At 70.4% G+C, this 19,682-nt stretch carries 13 protein-coding genes and 1 pseudogene; 7 read left to right on the forward strand and 7 right to left on the reverse strand.

Translation table 11 applies throughout. From position 1 onward, the window contains the following. Positions 1 to 41: 41 nt before the first annotated feature. Positions 42 to 986 (reverse strand): neutral zinc metallopeptidase, encoded by a 945-nt coding sequence (locus tag J4H86_RS00685; RefSeq protein ID WP_236541256.1) that lies wholly within the window; start codon positions 984 to 986, stop codon positions 42 to 44. A gap of 236 nt (positions 987 to 1,222) precedes the next feature. Here J4H86_RS00685 and J4H86_RS00690 point away from each other — a divergent pair, with 236 nt between their 5' ends. Next, on the forward strand, positions 1,223 to 3,493 hold the full coding sequence (locus J4H86_RS00690; RefSeq protein ID WP_236541257.1) for an MMPL family transporter: 2,271 nt from the start codon (positions 1,223 to 1,225) through the stop codon (positions 3,491 to 3,493). Positions 3,494 to 3,828: 335 nt separating this feature from the next. Here J4H86_RS00690 and J4H86_RS00695 read toward each other — a convergent pair whose 3' ends face one another. Both J4H86_RS00695 and J4H86_RS00700 read right to left on the reverse strand, forming a co-directional pair. After that, complete coding sequence (locus J4H86_RS00695; protein WP_236541258.1) at positions 3,829 to 5,922, reverse strand: 3-hydroxyacyl-CoA dehydrogenase NAD-binding domain-containing protein; 2,094 nt, start codon at positions 5,920 to 5,922, stop codon at positions 3,829 to 3,831. After that, positions 5,919 to 7,121, reverse strand: coding sequence for a thiolase family protein (locus J4H86_RS00700; protein WP_236541259.1), 1,203 nt, complete (start codon positions 7,119 to 7,121; stop codon positions 5,919 to 5,921). Before J4H86_RS00700 ends, J4H86_RS00695 begins: the two co-directional genes overlap by 4 nt. Before the next feature lie 451 nt (positions 7,122 to 7,572). Between J4H86_RS00700 and J4H86_RS00705 the strand changes: the two genes are divergently transcribed. Next, entirely contained in the window at positions 7,573 to 8,607 is a 1,035-nt protein-coding gene (locus J4H86_RS00705) for a Bug family tripartite tricarboxylate transporter substrate binding protein (RefSeq protein ID WP_236541260.1), read from the forward strand. A gap of 117 nt (positions 8,608 to 8,724) precedes the next feature. Next, on the forward strand, positions 8,725 to 9,459 hold the full coding sequence (locus J4H86_RS00710; RefSeq protein ID WP_236541261.1) for an SDR family NAD(P)-dependent oxidoreductase: 735 nt from the start codon (positions 8,725 to 8,727) through the stop codon (positions 9,457 to 9,459). Positions 9,460 to 9,552: 93 nt separating this feature from the next. Here the strand turns inward: J4H86_RS00710 and J4H86_RS00715 are convergent, their stop codons facing one another. Continuing rightward, the gene (locus J4H86_RS00715; RefSeq protein WP_236541262.1) at positions 9,553 to 9,756 is read right to left on the reverse strand and encodes a DUF1918 domain-containing protein; all 204 of its coding nucleotides are present in this window, start codon (positions 9,754 to 9,756) and stop codon (positions 9,553 to 9,555) included. A 210-nt stretch (positions 9,757 to 9,966) separates the two neighbouring features. On the opposite strand from J4H86_RS00715, the pseudogene J4H86_RS00720 reads away from it, so the two are divergent. Then, positions 9,967 to 11,854 (forward strand): annotated as a pseudogene (locus J4H86_RS00720) (alkyl/aryl-sulfatase). Positions 11,855 to 12,791: 937 nt separating this feature from the next. Here the strand turns inward: J4H86_RS00720 and J4H86_RS00725 are convergent. The 3 genes from J4H86_RS00725 to J4H86_RS00735 form a co-directional block, all read right to left on the reverse strand. Further along, entirely contained in the window at positions 12,792 to 13,679 is an 888-nt protein-coding gene (locus tag J4H86_RS00725) for a tetratricopeptide repeat protein (protein ID WP_236541263.1), read from the reverse strand. 121 nt (positions 13,680 to 13,800) lie between these two features. After that, entirely contained in the window at positions 13,801 to 15,066 is a 1,266-nt protein-coding gene (locus J4H86_RS00730) for an HRDC domain-containing protein (RefSeq protein ID WP_394356430.1), read from the reverse strand. Positions 15,067 to 15,115: 49 nt separating this feature from the next. Further along, positions 15,116 to 15,715, reverse strand: coding sequence for a DUF3000 domain-containing protein (locus J4H86_RS00735; protein WP_236541264.1), 600 nt, complete (start codon positions 15,713 to 15,715; stop codon positions 15,116 to 15,118). Positions 15,716 to 15,981: 266 nt separating this feature from the next. On the opposite strand from J4H86_RS00735, the gene hemE reads away from it, so the two are divergent. The 3 genes from hemE (at position 15,982) to hemQ (ending at position 19,642) form a co-directional block, all read left to right on the forward strand. Then, positions 15,982 to 16,950: a uroporphyrinogen decarboxylase gene (gene hemE, locus J4H86_RS00740; protein ID WP_236543845.1), complete on the forward strand. Its 969-nt coding sequence runs from the start codon at positions 15,982 to 15,984 to the stop codon at positions 16,948 to 16,950. 527 nt (positions 16,951 to 17,477) lie between these two features. Continuing rightward, positions 17,478 to 18,941, forward strand: coding sequence for a protoporphyrinogen oxidase (gene hemG, locus J4H86_RS00745; protein WP_236541265.1), 1,464 nt, complete (start codon positions 17,478 to 17,480; stop codon positions 18,939 to 18,941). Positions 18,942 to 18,997: 56 nt separating this feature from the next. After that, a complete protein-coding gene (gene hemQ / locus J4H86_RS00750; protein WP_236543846.1) occupies positions 18,998 to 19,642 on the forward strand; it encodes a hydrogen peroxide-dependent heme synthase in 645 nt (214 codons plus the stop codon). Positions 19,643 to 19,682 lie beyond the last annotated feature (40 nt).

Consider the following 19,682-nt stretch of genomic DNA (forward strand, 5'->3'; position numbering starts at 1 on the left):
AAAATGACCACTAACAACGTGGTTTTGGATATTTCACGTGGTCAGCGAACGAAATCGGGTTCCGCGGCGTAGGTGTTGCAGTCAGAGAGCGTCTCGGCGTGCCAGCCGAGCATCAGCCACCGACGTCGATTGTCGGAGCTGCCGTGGGTGGGGGAGTCGCCACCAAGCAGGGACGTCGTGACGGTCGCGATCGTGGCCTCGTCCTCGTAGCCGAGGGAACGTAGGGCGACGCCGGCGAGACAGTCGGCCTGTAGCTCCCCGCGCCGGCGGATCTCCGTCGCCTCCTCTTCGGAGTCCGTCTCCTGTTCCAACGACCAGGCGTGTTCCAGGATGCCGGCGTTCTCCTGCAGGTAGTGCGCGTATTCATGTGCGATGAGCGTCAGCCAGACGGCCTCCTCGTCGGAGTCGGCCATGGCTGCCGCCAGCGAGGTGACGCTGCCGAGCATGACGGTGATCTCACCGTGGTGGTAGGAGGCCAGGGTCTGCCAGTTCTCCTCGGCCGTGGGCCCCGCGGCATCGGAGTCGGTACCCTCCGTGCCGTCGCCGTTCTCCTGGGCCTGGGGGCCGGCGCCCTCCTCCAGTGTCACCAGGGGTGGTTCGGGTACCTCTCCGAGGTCCTCCAGCGCGGGTCGCCACACGTCCTCGAGGCACCCACCCACACGGTCCACGAACGGTTCCCAGGACTCCCTGGACCGTGGGTCCAGGTTCGGGATCGGGCAGTCGATCGCGTCGGGAACGGAGGAGTCGTACAACGGATTGCGCGCCGACCCGCCAGGCGCCTCGTCGGCCGCGGGTGCGAAGTCCCGAGGGGAGGTGGTGTCCTGGGGGGTCGAGGCGACGTTGGCCGTGGGGACCAACAGGGCCAGGCCCGCGACGACGACCGCGATCGAAAAGGCGCCCAGCCCGCCCCACAACAGCGCGGCCCGCCCTCGCCACCGAACCGGCGATCCGTCTCCCGCCGGGGAACCACGTGAGCCGTCGTCCACTCCGGACCCCGTCCTGTCGCCGTCCCCCACGCGCGAGCCCACAGAGTCGGTGTCGCCACGGTGGGTGCCGCGCGAGACACGACGTCGGGCACCTTCGGGACGAGCCGCCACTGTGTGCGTTTTCACCAGACTAGCCCGAGCGGTGCCCCAATAAGGGCAACCCACCACACACGCCCGAAAGCCGGCCGGCACAATGCGCCTAGGACGTGGGGGACAGCGGCGAGGAGATGGCGGGGATGTTCACACACCTGGGACGGTTCACTCATCGACGGCGCTGGTGGGTGATCGCCGGGAGCGCCGTCTTCGCGGTCCTGGCCGCGGTCTGGGGGACCGGACTGTTCACACAGGTCAGTGACGGCGGCTTCGTGGACCCCGACGCCGAGTCGACCCGTGCGGACGAGCTCATCACCGACGAGCTCGACACCGCCACCCCCGACGTCGTCGTGATCTACCGCGACGCCGGAGGAACACCGCGCGACGGTGACGTCATCGCCGAGGACGGAGCCTTCGCCGAGGCCGTCACCGACCAGTTGGACGCGCTGCCCAGCGCCCCGGTGGAGGACGTCACCCACTTCTGGGACATGGACCCCGAGGACCTCACGCGATATGCCCTGATCTCAGACGACGGCCGGGCGACCTATGCGGCGATCACATTGCGCGGCAGTGGGGAGGAGGAGCGGACCGAGTCCTACGCCGAACTGGTCGGACACCTGGAGGACCAGCGCGACGCCCTGGCGGACGCTGACGTCACCGTGCGTATCGGTGGCGCCGCCGCCATGATGAGCGAGATGTCGGAGCAGGCCGAACGGGACGTCATCGTCGCCGAGCTGGTGTCCCTTCCCCTGCTGCTGCTCTTCCTGGTGATCATCTTCGGTGGGCTCGTCGCCGCGTCCATGCCGTTGCTGTTGGCGGTCCTCGCCATCCTGGGGTCCCTCACCGCGCTGCACGCGCTCGCGCTCGTCACCGACATCTCGGTGTTCGCGGTGAACGTGGCGACCATCCTCGGGCTCGGACTCGCCATCGACTACGGGCTGTTCATCGTCAGCCGGTTCCGGGAGGAACTGGCGCGCCGGGGGTCGGTGGAGGAAGCGCTCCCGGTCACCGTGGCCACGGCGGGCCGGACGGTGGCGTTCTCCGGCGTGGCCGTGTTGATCGCCTTCTGTGGCCTCCTGTTCTTCCCCCAGGCCATCATGCGCTCCATCGGCCTGGGCGGTATCGCCGTGGTGCTGTTCGACATGGTGGCCGCGCTCGTCGTGTTGCCGGCGATCCTCGCCGTCGTCGGACACCGCGTCAACGCGCTGCGTATCCCCGGACTCAGGCGTCGCCGGGCGCGGGAGTCCGAAACCGGTGGCTGGCACCGACTCGCCCGGACCGTGATGCGACGGCCCTTCGTGTCGCTCATCCTCGTCGCGGTGGTTCTCGCCACGTTCGGCGCGCCACTGCTCGGCCTGAAACCCGGTATCACCGACCAGCGCTACCTCCCGCCGGACGACGACACCCGCGTCGTCGCCGAGATGATGGACGAGGACTTCCCCGGGGGGACCGGAACGATCGACGTCGTCGTGACGGGGGACGTCAGCGATGACGCGCTCGAGGACTACGCCGAACGCCTGGACTCACTGGAGGCGGCGGCGCAGGTGGACCTGCGGAGTCCGGCGAACGGGGACGTCGCACACCTCGTTGTGTCCTTCACCGGCGAGATCGACGACGACGAGACCACGGCGTTGGTCACCGAGGTCCGGGAGACCACACCCCCCGAGGGCGCCGACGAGGTCCTCGCCGGCGGCATGGCCGCCGCCAGCGTGGACAACCTCGACGCGATCCTGGAAGCCTTGCCCTGGACGATCCTCGTCGTGGTGTCCGCGACGCTCGTGTTCCTCTTCATGGCGTTCGGGTCCGTCATCCTGCCCGTCAAGGCCGTCCTGATGGGGGTCCTCTCCCTGGCGGCGTCGCTCGGCGTCGTGGTCTGGGGGTTCCAGGAGGGGGCCCTGGCCACGCTGCTCGGATTCGACGCCGTGGGCACGACCGACCCCACATACCTCGTGATCATCGTCGTCGCGGCGTTCGGCCTCGCCATGGACTACGAGCTCTTCCTCCTGAGTCGGGTACGGGAGGAGTACCTCGCCACCGGCGACAACACCCAGTCCGTCGCCGTGGGATTGCAACGCACCGGCCACATCATCACCAGCGCCGCGCTCCTGCTCGTCATCGTGCTGGTGTCCATGGGGACCTCCGCCATCGTCTTCCTCAAGATCATGGGGATCGGACTCGCGGCGGCCATCGTCATCGACGCCACGCTCGTTCGAGCGATTCTCGTTCCGGCCGCCATGCGACTGATGGGCCGCGCCAACTGGTGGCTCCCCGGTTGGCTGAGATGGCTGCACGACCGAATCGGTGTGACGGAGACAGAGGAGGCCACACCCGCCGGGCCGAACTCCCGGGCGACGGGGGAGGACGCGCGGTCCCGTACAACGGAACTCGTCGGTGGGCCGCCCGGCGACGCCTAAGCGGTGACCGCGCTCGCCGGACGCCCCGGCGACCTCTCCACCGCCACGCCGATTGTCGTCAATAGTCGACTTCCGCGCTGACTCGTGGTTTCGTGAACCTCCGAACAGCTCGGTTGCCGACGCGACAGCAGGGCCCGCGGGGCGGTGGGTGGTCTGCGTTCCACCGTGAGGTTCGGACGCGGCGCGTGGTGGCGGTAACGGAGGCCGGCGGCGATCGGCTCTCCAACGGCCACCATGCCCGTGGCGTCGACCGTTCGGCACTCCCGAAGCGAGGGGCGGTGCCGACGGTCGTGTCGGCACCACCCCTGACCATCGTGAGGGACCTCAGCGCGGGGTCACAGCGCCTTCGGCCCGTCAGGGTGGAACCGGACCCCGTTGACCTTCTCCGCGATCCCCGACCGATCCAGGTAGGGGGTGACACCGCCGAGATGGAACGGCCAACCGGCGCCGGTGATCAAGCACAGATCGATGTCAGCGGCCTCGGCGACCACGCCCTCGTCCAACATGACGCGGATCTCCCGGGCCAGGGCCTCCAGGGCCCCGACGCGGATGTCGTCCTCGGAACGCGGACTGTCGCCGCCCGTGAGCAGCGCGCGCACCGCCGGGTCAATGGAGAAGTCCGGGGCGAAGACCTGTGTCGCGCCGGAGTCCACGATGGCCCGGAGCTGGCGCGACACCCCGAACCGCTCCGGGAACGCGCCGTGCAGGGTCTCCGCCACGTGCAGAGCCACAGCCGGGCCGACGAGCTGCAACAGAAGGAGGGGCGACATCGGTAGTCCGAGCGGTGCGACCGAACGATCGGCCGTCTCCGGTTCGGTGCCGTCCTCGATCGACCGCAGGACCTCACCCATGAACAGCGTGAGGAGCCGGTTCACCACGAACGCGGGGGCGTCCTTGACCCCGACCGCCGTCTTCTTCAGCGACTTGGCGACGGAGAAGGCCGTCGCCAACGTCGCGTCGTCGGTGTGCTCGGCGCGCACGACCTCGACCAGGGGCATCAACGACACCGGGTTGAAGAAGTGGAAGCCGACCACTCGCTCGGGACGCGCCAGATCCGCCGCCATCTCCGAGACGGACAAGGAGGAGGTGTTGGTCGCCAGTACCGCGTCGGCGGGGGCGACGGCCTCGACCTCCGCGAACACCCGCTTCTTGATGGACATCTCCTCGAAGACCGCCTCGATGACGAAGTCGGCGTCGGCGAAGACGTCCTTGGTCAGCGATCCGGTCACCAGGTTCTTCAGGCGCTGTGCGCGGTCCGAACCGATCCGGCCCTTGGCGAGGAGCTTGTCCACCTCGGCGTGGACGTACGCCACACCCGCGTCGATTCGGTCCTGGTCCAGGTCGGTGAGCACGACCGGGACCTCCAGGCGCCGCAGGAACAGCAACGCCAGTTGGCTCGCCATCAGTCCGGCGCCCACCACGCCCACCTTGGTCACGGGGCGCGCCAGGGACTTGTCCGGAGCGCCCGCGGGACGACGGGCCCGCTTCTGGACCAGGTCGAAGGAGTAGACCCCCGCGCGGAGTTCGTCGCTGACCAGGAGCTCGGCCAAGGCGTCGTCCTCCGCGGCGAATCCGGCCTCGCGATCCCGGTCCTTGGCCGCCGCCACGAGCTCCACCGCGCGCGCCGGAGCCGGCGCGGCCCCGTGGAGCTTTCCGGCGACGGTGAACCGGGCCTGGTCAACGGCGCCGTCCCACGCCGCGCCGGTGTCGACCGCGGGGCGCTCTACCCGTTCCGCGCCGGTGACCACACGCGCCGCCCATCCCAGCGACTCCTCGAGGAAGTCGGCGGGGTCGAACATCGCGTCGGCGATGCCCAGGTCGAAGGCTTTGGGACCCTTGATGGTGCGATTCTGCGCGAGGGGGTTGTCGATGATGAGGGTGAGGGCCCGCTCGGCGCCGATCAGGTGCGGAAGGAGATAGGACCCTCCCCACCCGGGAACCAGGCCCAGGAACGTCTCCGGGAGCGCGATGGCGGGGGCGCCCGAGGACACCGTCCGGTAGGTGCAGTGCAGCGCCAACTCCAGCCCGCCACCCATGGCGGCACCGTTGACGAACGCGAAGCTGGGAACCCGGGCCTCGCCGAGCTTGCGGAACACGTCGTGTCCCAGCGTGGCGATGGCCCGCGCCTGCTGGCTGTCCTGGATGCGGGGCACTCCGTTGAGGTCGGCGCCGACCGCGAAGATGAACGGCTTGCCGGTGACCGCGATCGCGACGATGTCGTCGCGGGCCAGCGCCGTGTCCAGCACCTCTCCGAGCTCGGTGAGCCCGGCGGGCCCGAAGGTGTTGGGTTTGCGGTGGTCGTGCCCGTTGTCCAAGGTGACCAGGACCGCGGTTCCCGCGCCCCCGGGCAGCTCGACGTCGCGGGCCAGGGCGTGCGTCACCACCTCGTCGGCGAAAAGCGATCGGGCGGTGTCCAGACTCGTCGTCACTTCGCTTCCCCCTGCCACGCGGTGTTCTCCCACAGCACGGTTCCACCCATGCCCAGCCCGACGCACATCGTGGTGATCCCGTAGCGAACGTCGGGGCGCTCCTCGAACTGACGGGACAGTTGCATCATCAGGCGCACCCCGGACGACGCCAGAGGGTGGCCCAGGGCGATCGCACCGCCCCACGGGTTGACGCGGTGGTCGTCGTCGGCGATGTCGAAGTGCTCCAGGAAGGCCAGCACCTGCACCGCGAACGCCTCGTTGATCTCGATGAGGCCGATCTGGTCCATGGTCAGCCCGGTGCGGCGGAGCAGGCGTTCGGTCGCGGGGACGGGACCGACCCCCATCACCTCGGGCTCCACCCCGGCGAAGGAGAAGTCGACCAGGCGCATCTTGGCGCTCAGGCCAAGCTCCGCGGCCACGTCCTCGGCGGCGACGATGGCTCCGGTCGCCCCGTCGTTGAGGCCGGCCGCGTTGCCCGCGGTGACGTTCCCGTGCGGACGGAACGGCGTCTTGAGTCCCGCGAGGTCCCCGACGGTGGTCCCCGGCCGCGGCGGTTCGTCGACGGTGGCGAGACCGTATCCCCGTTCGGCGGAGCGGACCGCGGTCGCGACGAGGTCGGGCTGCAACTTGCCGTCCGCGTAGGCCTTGGCCACCTTCTCCTGGCTGTGGGCCGCGTAGGCGTCGGCCCGCTGGCGGGTGATGGACGGGAACCGGTCGTGCAGGTTCTCCGCGGTGTTCCCCATCACCAGCGCGGAGGGATCGACGAGCTTCTCGGCCAGGAACCGTGGATTGGGATCGATGCCCTCGCCCATCGGGTGGCGGCCCATGTGCTCGACGCCACCGGCGATGGCGACGTCGTAGGCGCCGAAGGAGATGCTCGCCGACGTGGTGGTGAGGGCGGTCATGGCCCCCGCGCACATGCGGTCGATCGCGTATCCGGGGACGGATCGGGGGAGTCCGGCCAGCAGCGCCGCGCTGCGGCCGATCGTCAAGCCCTGGTCCCCGATCTGTGTGGTCGCGGCGATGGCGACCTCGTCGACGCGCTCGGGGGGTAGGGCCGGGTTACGGCGCAGGAGTTCGCGGATGACACGGACGACCATGTCGTCGGCGCGCGTCTCGGAGTACTGGCCCTTGCCCGCCTTGCCAAACGGGGTGCGTGCCCCGTCGACGAAGACGACTTCACGGGCGGTTCGCGGCACGATCGCCCCTCCTTGTGGCACTGGGAAAGTGTGACGGCTCCCATGCTACTCGCCAGTAACTACAGATGCGAGCGAGTGCCGGTGTGACCGCCCCTTCACATCGGCGTCACGGCGTGTTCGCCAGAAGAGCGTTCGTGCTCTATTCGTCCGTAATTGCTATCCGTTTTGATCGAGTCACCGACCGCAGCGCTGTTGTGGGAAATGTGGGTAGTTGTGATGTAGGTGTTAACGATCGACCATCGTTTCCTGGTTGCGGTGTTTGTACCGTTGACGAGGTGGAGGGGCTGCTCTAGCGTTCCCCTTGCCTGATCCAGTGCGACTGGATGTTCGACTGACGAACACCAGTTGGTGGCGGCCCCCCGCCGGGTCGCGCGCGTTCCGCCTCCGTGTTCCTCCCTACGCGGCCGTGTGACGCGATTCCTTCATGTTCCCCAGAAAGGACGTATCCCCTATGCCACGCGAAGGCCGCTTTCCCCGGATAGGCGCCGCAGCCGGTGCGACGGTCCTGCTCGTCTCTCTGGCCTCGTGCGCCGACGCCGGGGACGCCGCCGACGAGAACGGCGACGCGGAGTTCCCCAACGGCACGGTCACCATCGTGGTGGGCTCGGGCCCTGGGTCGGGCTTCGACTTCATGGCGCGGGGACTCAGCCCCCGCCTCCAGGAACTCTGGGGCGAGGACGTCATCGTGGAAAACGTTCCCGGAGCCAACCAGACCACCGCCTACCAGGAGGTGGCCGACGCCGACCCGGACGGTCACACCATCCTGATCGGGATTCACAACACCTTCGCCATTTCCGACCTGCAGGGCACGCTGGACACGCCCTACCTGGACATGGAGTGGTTCGGCACGGTGTCCACCTATCCGTGGACCTTCTTCGCCAACCGCGACGGCGATATCCAGACCTTCGACGACCTGCTCGCCGAGGACCCGATCCGGTTCGGTGACGGTGGGTTCGAGAGCCCCGTGACGCCCGTGGCGCTCTCCCTGTTCGACGCGCTGGACGAGGAGTTCATCTACACCCCCGGCTACGACCCAGGGGAGACGCAGAACGCGGTCCTCAGCGGGGAGCAGAACTTCGTGGGCCGTGAGGCCGCGCAGTTCCAGCGCTACGGCCAGGAGGACGAGTTCATCCCGATCTTCGTCGCGTCCGAGGACGGCCACCCGCAGGAGGACGAGGGCGCCACGCTCGCCGACATCGAGGAGCAGTACAACGTCGAGATCCCCGAGCGGCCGATGTTCGACCTCGACATGGGCATGGCCACCACCCCGGGGACCCCTGAGGAGACCGTCGACTTCCTGGCCGACTCGATCGTGACTCTCATCGAGGAGGACGAGGAGTTCCAGGAGTGGATGGCCGACAACCTCTTCGAGGAGGGCCTGACCGTTGACAACATCGGACGTGAGGCCGACCGCGCCCGCGCCGAGGCCCTCGTCGAGGACTTCGAGGACTTCGGTGTCGACGACCTCGAGGACCGCCTGAGCTAGGGAGTGTCACCTTCCGCTGGGGCGTGCGCCGATACGGGGCACGCCCCAGCGCCGCGACGACCGAATCGAAGTCCGCGGGAGTGTCGGACTCCGAGCGACAAGAGGAAAGAGAACAGCATGCCACTGAGTGACCGTGTCGCCGTGGTCACCGGGGCGGCGCAGGGCCTGGGCCAGGAGTTCGCCGCGGCGTTGGCCGGCGCCGGCGCCCGCGTCGCCGGGTTCGACGTCGCCGACCAGTCCGAGACCGCCAGCAGGATCGGGGACGCGTTCGTCCCGTTCTCCGTCGACGTGACCGACGCCGAGGCCCGGCGGCGGGCCGTCGACGGGGTCGTCGAGACGATGGGTGGGCTGCACATCCTCGTCAACAACGCTGGGATCTACCCGCCGATCCCGTTCGAGGAGACCACCTCGGAGGACCTGCGGCGCATCCTCTCCCTGAACGTGGAGGCGCCCTTCCACCTCACGCAGGCGGCGCTGCCCGCGATGCGGGCCGGCGGTTGGGGTCGCGTCGTGAACCTCGCGTCGGGAGCCGTGTTCGTCGGTCCTCCCGACATCGTCGCCTACACCGCCTCCAAGTCCGCCGTAGTGGGACTGACCCGCTCCTTGGCCACGCTGCTCGGGGGCGACAACATCACCGTGAACACCATCGCGCCCGGGCTCGTACGTACCGCCACCGCGGAACGCTCCACCGGAGCCGACGGCGGATTCGAGCGGATCCGTGGCCTACAGCGGGTTCCCCGGACCCCGGAGGCGGCGGACCTGGTGTCCTCACTGCTCTACGTCTGCGACCCAGGGAGCGGGTTCCTCACCGGCCAGACGCTGAACGTGGACGGCGGAGCCGCCTTCCTGTGAGGCGCGGCGTCGTGCGGGGCACGGGCCGCCGGCGCCCCGCACACCTGGCCCGCGGTTCGGGACGGTGCGGGCGAACGTGACGTCCACACCCGTTCAGTGGTCGTCATCGGGTGCGGTGCGTGGCTGGACCACCGCGTCCGGTCCGGGAAAGACCAGCTCCTCCACGCCGTCGTCGAACCGCACCAGGAACGGTGGGTCGCCGTCCGTTCCCCGGACGTCGACGATCGTTCCCGACCGGTCCGGGTGCCCCACCGACGGTCCGTGTACCAACAGCCGGTCGCCTTGACGCGCACGCATGCAGATCCCCCCGATCGTGCCGTCGCCCGGATCACCGGGCGGTCTCCCCTGGTGGTGGCCCTACCCATCTCGATCGTCCGCCTCACGCGCCCCTCCGCGTGGCGCGATCTTGGCGCGGGGTTGACCTCGGGGAGTGGCCGTAGCGGGTAGGAGCCTGTCCGGAACGCGGCCCGCCGGCCGGTCGGTTCTCGGGATGATGGGGAGGCTCGAATGGCCCGTGACATCGAGACCAACAGCGCGACCAGTGTCCCCCGTCCCACGGCGTCCACGGAAAGCGGCACCCGCACCGGGCCCTCCCACACCGACACCAGCGACTTCGCGGACGCCCGCCGGGGACACATCGCCGACGCGCCCCTCCATGTCACCGACCCCGACGGGCACACGGTCTGGGACCTGCGCGCCTTCTCGTTCCTGCGCGACGACGCGCCCGCCCCCGACACCGTGCACCCGAACCTGTGGCGCCAGGGGAAGCTCACCGTCGCCAGCGGTCTCTACGAGGTCGCCGAAGGCATCTACCAGGTGCGCGGAATGGACCTCTCCAACATGACCCTTGTCGAGGGCCGCGACGGAGTCGTCGTCGTCGACCCCCTGGTCTCGGAGGAGGTCGCGGCCGCGGCGATGCGGCTGTACCGCGAGCACCGCACCGAGCGCCCCGTCACCGCCGTGATCTACACCCACCCGCACGTCGACCACTTCGGTGGCGTCCTCGGTGTCATCGACGCCGAGGACGCCACGCGAGGTCGGGTCCCGGTCGTCGCCCCGGAACACTTCATGGAACACGCGGTGTCGGAGAACGTGTACGCGGGCACGGCGATGATCCGCCGCGGGATGTACTTCGCGGCGTTCGCCGTCGAGCCCGGCCCCCAGGGGGTCGTCGGCACGGGGCTGGGGATCGGGACGTCCCACGGTCAGGTGGGACTGATCCCACCCACGGTCGAGGTGACACACACCGGCCAGGAGATGGAACTGGACGGCGTCCGCTTCGTGTTCCAGATGACTCCGGGCACCGAGGCGCCCGCCGAGATGAACTTCCACCTCCCCGACCGCCGAGCCCTGTGCACGGCCGAGAACGCGTGCCACACGCTGCACAACCTGCTGACGCTCCGCGGCGCGCAGGTGCGCGACGCGCGCATGTGGTCGCGCTACCTCACCGAGACGATCGAGATGTTCGGGGACCACTCCGACGTCGTCTTCGCCTCGCACCACTGGCCCGTCTGGGGTACCGAGCGCATCCGCGCGTTCCTCCGCGAACAGCGCGACATCTACGCCTACCTCCACGACCAGACGCTGCGCCTCATGAACCGTGGGTGGACCGGCATCGAGATCGCCGAGGAGCTGGCGCTGCCACCCGCCCTCGACCAGGCGTGGAGCACGTGGCTTCTACGGCTCGGCCTCACACAACGTCAAGGCCATCTACCAGCGCTACATGGGATGGTTCGACGGCAACCCCGCGCACCTGTGGCAGCACCCTCCCAAGGCCCAGGCCGAGCGTTATGCCCGCGCCTTCGGGGGTGTCGAGGAGCTGACGCAACGCGCCCGGTCCTTCGCAGACGAGGGAGACCTGCGCTTCGCCGCGGAACTCGCCTCACACGCGGTGTTCGCGGATCCGAACCGGACCGAGGCGAAGGACCTGCTCGCGTCGGTCCTGACCCGCCTTGGCCACGGAGCCGAGTGCGCGACGTGGCGCAACTTCTTCCTGACCGGCGCGTACGAACTGCGCCACGGTGTACCGCCCACCGCCATCGCCCTCGCCCAGAGCCTCGAACCCGCGCTGAACGTGACCCAGATGCTGGACTCGGTGGCGATCCGCGTCGACGGCCCGCGCGCGTGTGAGGAGGAGCTCTCCCTCGACCTCCACCTCACCGACACCGACGAGCGCTACCGCGCGACCCTGTCGAACGGAGTATTCATCCGCCACCCCAACCCGAGCGGCGCCCCCGCGGATCTCACGCTTACCCTGCGGCGAGACCAACTGCCACGACTCCTCGCCACCGGGGATCTCTCGGGGGTCGGGCACACCGGCGACGCCGACGTCCTGCGCAGGCTCGTCGCGGTCCTGGACGACCCAAGGACCGACTTCCCCATCGTCACGCCCTGACGCCCGCCGGACGTGGGGAGCGGAAGGTCGGGGACGGCACGGCGCAGGACGTCGCGGCCCCGAGGCTGCCGAGGACGCCGCGAGGAAGGCCGGACCGACGACGTCGCCGGCGCGACGCCGACACGTCGCGGGGGTCACCTCGAGCGTTCCGCGCGCGACGATCCGCGAACCGGTGTCCCTACTCGCGTCCGGGGACCGCGCGGAAGCCGCCGCGAGTGTCGCCATGGGGACGCGGCGCTCACGCTCCGCCGAGTCCCCGCCGCGCGGGACGAGAGGGTGGACGAACCCACCGAGGCGACGCCGGGATCGACGGGACAGAGGGCCCCGCCCGTCCGTCGTCGCGGACGTTCGGAGGAGACGGGGGCGGCGGGCCGTGAGGCGTGGGAATCCCGGGACGGGAAGGAGCTGCGCCGGAGCCGGGTGTCGCGCCGGACCCACGCTGGGCCCCTCGGGACGCACCTGGGGGACTGGGGAGTCGCCGACGACGCTGTCGTGCGGAGACCACAACCCGGAGAGCGACACTCCGGCCGGCCACTCCTCGGACGAGGGCCGGGGTGGCGGCCACCGGGAGCGACGAGGCCGCGCCCCGAACATCCCGAACATGAAGTGGCGCGCGACATCGAGGCTGTGTTATTCACCGCTGTGTTCTCTGAGCGTTGGGGGCTCGGCACTCCCCGGACGGAGTTCGCCCGCGTCGATCCTTCCGACCAGTCGACCAGGATGCCCATGACGGATCGACGTGCGCGCCGAAGCCTGGCCCCGCCGGGGCCAATCCGTGAAGCGGGCAGGGAGGGGCGACGGCCCCTCCTTCCTTCGAAAGCGAAGAAACGCTCCCCTAAGGACCTCCGCGGTCGACGACCCGGACCCACGAACCAGGGCCTCACGCTGCCACGGGGCCAGGCGCGCCACACCACGTGGACGGCCGCGGCCGGTCCCGCTATCGGAGGTCGCCGAGGTCGCGACCCAGGTCCCGGTGGGTTCGGGCGAGGTCACGGCGGATTCGAAGGGCGATGAGGCGGATCTCGGGGTCACCCGAGGAGGAGAGCGCGACGCGGTAGGCCCCGTGCAGGGTGGACGCCGCCTCCTCGCTGTGCCCCGCCTTGTGCTGCCAGCGTCCCAGCCGGTGGCGCAGGCCAAGGGTGTCGGCGTGGGCGGCACCGAGGCGCTGGCGACGGCGAGCGTAGACCATGCGCAACTGGCGGATACCGGCGTCGAGTTGGCCGGCGTCCCGGTAGGCACGGGCAAGCCCGATCCGCAGTTGCTCCACTCGTTCGCCGTCCGCGCCCTCGGCGTCGTCGACAGCGCGTTCGGCGTGGGCGACCGCGGCGTCGACCTGCCCGGTACGACGGTAGGCGTGCGCCAGGCCCATCCGGGCCGTCACGGTCTCCTGGGCCGTCGTGCCCAGACGGGAGGTGCGGTACTGCACCAGCTTCTCCCACAGGGCCGCCGCGTCCTCCCACCGGGCCGCGTCCTCATAGCAGTAGGCGAGGTTCTCCGCGATGACGTCCGTCTGCTGGGCCCCCTCACCCAGCACCTGGCGGCAGTCGGCCAGAGCGCGCTCGAACTCCGCGGCGGCGTCGGCGTTGCGCCCGCGCTGGACGTAGGCGGCCGCGAGGTTGTTGCGCGCGGCGATCGTGCGGTGGTGCCAGGGTCCCAGCGTGTCCAGGTACTCCTCCAGCGTCTCCTCCAAGAGGCGCACCCGCTCGGTGGGGGAGCGGCGCGGTGCCGGAGTCGTGGCGGGCGGGGTCTGGTGGAACCGGACGAAATCGAGCTGACGTGGCAACAGCGTCCAGGCTTCTCGCAGCGCGCGTCGCACTCCGCCCATTCCTGCCTCCGATTCTCCGCTCGCGGACGTTCGCCATCGACGTAACGCGCACACCAAGTCCCTTAATCCACGTGGGTTGCGGGATCGGCGAAGAATCTTCCCCGAGGCTACGTGGGATCCGTCACGAGGTGTCAGCGTCCTTCAGCGCGCGGGTGAGTGGTGCCGAGGTGAGGGCGATCTGCCACTCCCGTGCCCGGTCCCGACGCAACTGTTCCCCCACTGCATCCTCAGCGGCCGCCAACGGGGGATCCCAGGCTAGCCGGCGGATGACCTCGGGGTGGAGAAGATTCTCGGTGGGCAGCGCACAGTCCTCGGCGATTTGGCTCACAGTGGCGCGCAGGAACTCCAGGCGGCGGGCCGCCTCGGGGGCTCGGTCCGCCCACCGGTTGGCCGGGGGAGGGCCCTCGCCGGCCGCGGCCGGGCGGGGAAGGTTCCCCGAAGACGACGTGCGGGCGCGGTCGACGGCGGCCGCCCAGATCGGGGCGTGCTCCCGAGCGCGCCGGGAATGGAACGTGGGCAGCGCCATCAGCGCCCGGACCGAACGCGGCATCGCCAGCGCGGCCTCGACGATGGCCTTGTCGTGCAGGACGCGCCCCGGTGCGAGGTCCTTCTCCTGCGCGATCTCGTCGCGCGCCAGCCACAGTTCACGAACCGCGGCCAGCCCACGTTGGGTGCGGACCCGGTGGATCCCCGAGGTGCGGCGCCACGGGTCGGCCCGGGGAGGTTTGGGTCGCGCGGTGAGTTCGGCGGCGAACTCCTGCCTCGCCCACTCCAGCTTCCCGGCCGAGCGCAGCTCCTCCTCCAGAGCGTCGCGCAGCTCCACCAGTAGATCCACGTCCAGAGCGGCGTAGCGCAGCCAGTCGGTGGGCAGCGGACGCTGGGACCAGTCGGCGGCGGAGTGCTCCTTGGCCAACCGCACCCCCAGGTGCTTCTCCACGAGGACGCCGAGGGCGACCTTCGGGTAGCCGAGGAGTCGTCCGGCGAGTTCGGTGTCGAACAGACGGCGCGGACGCAGGCCAAGCTCCGCCAGACACGCGAGGTCCTGTTGGGCGGCGTGGAGGACGAGTTCGGTGTCGTCCAGCGCCTCGTCGATCGCGGCCAGGTTCGGGCAGGCGATCGGGTCGACGAGCAGGACGCCGGTGCCCTGACGCCACAACTGCACCAGGTAGGCGCGTTGCGTGTAGCGGTAGCCGGACGCGCGTTCCGCGTCCACGGCCACCGGCCCGGTGCCCTCGACCAGGGTTGCGAGAGCACGGTCGAGTGCCGCGGCGTCGTCGATAACGCCGGGCACCCCGCCACGGGGGTCGGTGAGTAACGGCGGCTCCGTCGTGTCGGCCTTCTCAGGGTCCTGCCCGGCGTCGCCGCCGGCGTTCAGCAGATTCTGCACATTATCCACGGTATGCGGGAGACACGGATGACGTAACCTCTCCAAGGGCTCAACCCCCGTTGCCGTTGGCTCCGGGCACCGGTCGGCGTCGGCCGAGATCGGCCACGTCCACTGGTGGAAGACCCGCGACCGAGGCCAACAGCGCGACCCACGCCGCGAGGTGACCAGACAGGTCCTCGGAGTCCGGCGTCCACGACGCCCGCAGCTCCACCTCGGTGGACGGGGGTTGGTCCGCCTTCTGGCCGTACCCCTCCGTCGTGGCCCGGGTGACGGTCCCACTGAGCGACGAGTGGGTCGCCCCCGCCGCGTCCAGCGCCTCCACCAGCCAGCTCCACGCCACCTGGCCGATGAGCGGATCCGCGGCGATCTCCGCCTCCAGTTCCGCTCCCGCGTAGGCGACGACCCGGAACGGGCCGGGCCAGTCACGCGAGCCGTCGGGGTCGTACAGCACGATGAGACGGCCGAGCGCGGCCGCGTCGTCCTCGCCCACCGTGACCGTGCCCGACAGAGCCGTGGCATGGGGGGCGAGCCGGCGCGGGGCGGGAATGGCCTCCAGGTGAACCTCTGGCCTCACCGTGACGCCGCGCAGGCTGTCCACGGCGCGTTGGAACGGGGCAGGCGCGTCATCGGTCGTACCTTGAGGGGGCATCGGCGAATGTGGACCTTACTCGTGTGGTCGAGACCGCGGGGTCCCGATGAAGACTGGACGCCAGACGACGTTGGCATGGCGACAGGCAAAGCGCGCGGAGTTTTCCCGGCGTGTCGGCGTTTCGTGACGGTCCCGCGACCAGAACGCGCCCGTATCCGGGAGGTGTGGCACGGTCGCTCGCCGAGCGTGGCACCATCGGGGATGTGACGCTCAACGATTCTTCCTTCCTTCGTGCCTGCCGGCGACTCCCTGTCGCACACACCCCGGTGTGGTTCATGCGTCAGGCCGGGCGCTCATTGCCGGAGTACCGGCGACTCCGCGCCGACGTCCCCATGCTGGAGGCCTGCAACCGCCCCGACATGGTCGTGGAGATCACTCTCCAGCCCGTCCGGCGCTACGACGTCGACGCGGCCATCCTCTTCAGTGACATCGTGGTCCCGCTGCACGCGATCGGTGTGGACCTCGACATCAAGAGCGGAGTCGGCCCGGTCGTCGCCGAGCCGATCCGCGACGCCGACGCGGTCAAACAACTCCGGGAGCTCGAGCCCGAGGACGTGAGCGCGGTCGCCGAGGCCGCCGGGCAGTTGGTCGAGGAACTGGGGAGCCGTCCTCTCATCGGCTTCGCCGGTGGGCCCTTCACGCTCGCGTCCTACCTCGTCGAGGGCGGACCGTCGCGCAACCACCAGCACACCAAGGCGCTGATGTACGGCGAACCCGACCTCTGGGAAGCGCTCATGAAGCGCCTGTCCGCGATCACCCTGGAGTTCCTCCGGGTGCAGATCCGTGCGGGCGCGAGCGCGGTCCAGCTCTTCGACTCCTGGGTGGGAGCCCTGAGCCCCCGCGACTACCGTGAGAACGTCCTGCCGCACACCCGGTGGATCTTCGACCAGCTCGCCGACCTCGACATCCCGCGCATCCACTACGGGGTGGGTACCGGGGAACTGCTCGGTCTGCTCAGCTCCGCTGGTGCCGACGTCGTCGGAGTCGACTGGCGGGTTCCACTGGACAAGGCCGCGCATCGGGTGGAGCCGCACACGGCGCTGCAGGGCAATCTCGACCCGGCGGTGCTGTTCGCGCCCTGGCCCGTCATCGAGGAACGGGCTCGCCGGGTCATCGAGTCCGGAGCCGCGGCCGAGTCCCACATCTTCAACCTCGGACACGGCGTGATCCCCACCACCGACCCCGACATGCTCGCGCGGCTCACCGAGTTCGTGCACAGCGAGACCTCACGCTAGTCCGACACCCGCCGCAGGGGCGGCCCGCGGTTCGGCGAGGCCTCCCGCCGTTTCGGTCCGGCGTGACGGATCGGCCGGCGCGGCGCGAGCGGTGAGCGTGGCCGGACCGTCGACGGAGAGCGTCGCGCGAGGAACACGCCGTTGTGGCTGGGAAGACACGCCGCGGGGAACGTCCTCCGTCGGGACCGGGCGAGCCACTGGTCGGTGACTGGGGCCTCACCCGTGCTTGGTGGGAGTGGACGCCCCCCGAGCGCGTGTGGCCGGAGTCTCCCGTCCACGGGGGCGGGGACGGGCTGGTCCGGCCCGTTGACGGCCGGCCATGCGGTTCGGCGTGACCGTGCCCCGGCTACGGACCAGGGTGGGGTGGCCGCGGGTGCCGGGCGTGAACGCCACTCGGCGGTCACGAGGCCCGCGCGCGTCGACGCGCGATGTCGCGGGGGACGCACGGCGCGATCCTCGGCACGGGTTCCCGACGCGAACCCCGGGGGTCACGGCCCGGTCCGGGAGGGGTCTGGGAAGGTAGAGCCATGGGGTCACAACCGCGGGTCATCGTGGTGGGTGGGGGAGTCTCGGGACTGGTCGCCGCCTACGATCTGAGCCGTCGTGGGGCCACGGTGACGCTGCTTGAGGGTGCCACCCGTCTCGGTGGAAAGATCGCGACCGTGGAGGTCGCCGGTGTGCCCGCCGACACGGGCGCGGAGTCGCTCCTCGCCCGTCGCCCCGAGGCCGTGCGTCTGGTCGACGAACTCGGGCTGGGCGAACGGGTCCGCCACCCTGGACCGGCGAGTCCCCGTGTTCTCAGCCGCGGACGGCTGCGACGCCTGCCGCGTCGCCAGGTCATGGGGGTACCGGCGAGCTGGTGGGACCTCGCCCGCAGCCGTGTCCTCTCACCCCGCGGTCTGCTGCGCGCCGGGACGGACCGGCTCCGTTCCCCGGTGGCGGACGTCGGTGACGTCTCGGTCCGGGAACTCGTGGGAGGACGACTGGGCCCCGACGTCGTCGACCGACTGGTGGAACCCCTCCTCGCCGGCGTGTACGCCGGCCGCGCGGACCGACTGTCCCTCCCGGCCACCGTTCCGGGACTCGCCGACGAGCTCACGCGCGGCGGCAGCCTCACCGGTGCCGCGGCGCGTATGGCCCGGCGTTCCCGTCAGGCGGCCACCGGCGCACCCGTCTTCGCGGGACTCAGCGGCGGACTGGGGGCCCTGGTCGACGCGCTCGCCGACCGGGGAGCAGCCGATATCCGCACCGGATGGAGCGTGCGGGAGCTGGCGCGCACTCCCAACGGGTGGACGGTGCACGCGCGACAGGTGGGCACCGGGGCCGCCACCGACCTGGAGGCCGACGGGGTGCTGCTCGCCTGCCCTCCCACGCCCGCGGCCCGGCTCCTGGAGCGGGAGGTCCCTGCCGCCGCGACCGCGTTGGGCGGGATCGACACCGCGAGCATGGCGGTCGTTTCGCTCGCCTACCCGTTGTCCGCCTTCCCCGCCCCGCCCCGGATGAGCGGTGTCCTGGTTCCCGCCGTCGAGGGCGGAACGGTGAAGGCCATCACCCTCAGCAGTGTGAAGTGGCCGTGGATCGCCGAGGCGTTGCGTTCGGCGCACCCCGGTGAGGAACTCGTCCTGCTGCGATGCTCGATCGGACGCATTGGCGCGGAGCCGGAGTTACAGGTCGACGACACCGAGCTCCTTCGACGCGCGGAGCGGGACCTCGCCCGGATCCTGGGTGTGCGCGGCCGCGGCGTGGACGCCCGCGTGACCCGCTGGGGCGGGGCGCTTCCGCAGTACGACGTCGGGCACACCGTCCGTGTCCAGGACGCGCGCACGGCCCTGGCCGGACATCGTGGCATCGAGGCGTGCGGCGCGTCCTTCGACGGGGTGGGGATCGCCGCATGTGTCGCCACCGCGCGCGCCGCCGCCGCCCGCCTCACCGAACAGGTCGGGCTGGGGGAGCCAGCCCACAGGACGAACACGACAGGAGAGACACCGTGACAGACAAGGCGAGCGTGCCGGACAGTGAGGAGCTCAACGCGCTCATCCGATACACCATGTGGTCGGTGTTCCGCGTGGGTGACCTCTCGGGGCTGGACCGTGGCGCTCTGGCGGAGGAACTGACGACTTTGGTGGACGCGGCGCGGGACAAGGGTGTGGAAACGCGCGGCATGTACGACATCCAGGGGATGCGGGCCGACGCCGACGTCATGTTCTGGTGGACCGGGTCCACCGCGGACGAGCTACAGCGGATGTACACCGACTTTCGGCGTACCGCCCTGGGCCGCGCCGCCACGCCGGTGTGGTCCGCGGTCGGTCTGCACCGGCCGGCGGAGTTCAACCGGGGCCACGTCCCAGCATTCCTCGCCGGGGAGGAGCCGCGGGACTACCTGTGTGTTTATCCCTTCGTGCGTTCCTACGAGTGGTATCTGCTTCCCGACGACGAGCGTCGCGCCCTGCTCGCCGAGCACGGCCGGATGGCGGCGCCCTACCCCGACGTTCGCGCCAACACGGTGTCGACATTCGCCCTGAGCGACTACGAGTGGCTGTTGGCCTTCGAGGCCGACGAGCTGCACCGCCTGGTCGATCTCATGCGTCACCTGCGGGGAGCGGCCGCGCGCCGCCACACCCGCGAGGAGATCCCGTTCTACACCGGACGCCGCAAGGCGGGCGCGGGAGAACTGGTCGAGGCGCTGCCGTAGCCGGGCACCACGGCGCTCCGGACGCGGCCACACCGGGCGC

Origin of the sequence: Spiractinospora alimapuensis (assembly GCF_018437505.1) — a bacterium.
GTDB lineage: Bacteria > Actinomycetota > Actinomycetes > Streptosporangiales > Streptosporangiaceae > Spiractinospora > Spiractinospora alimapuensis.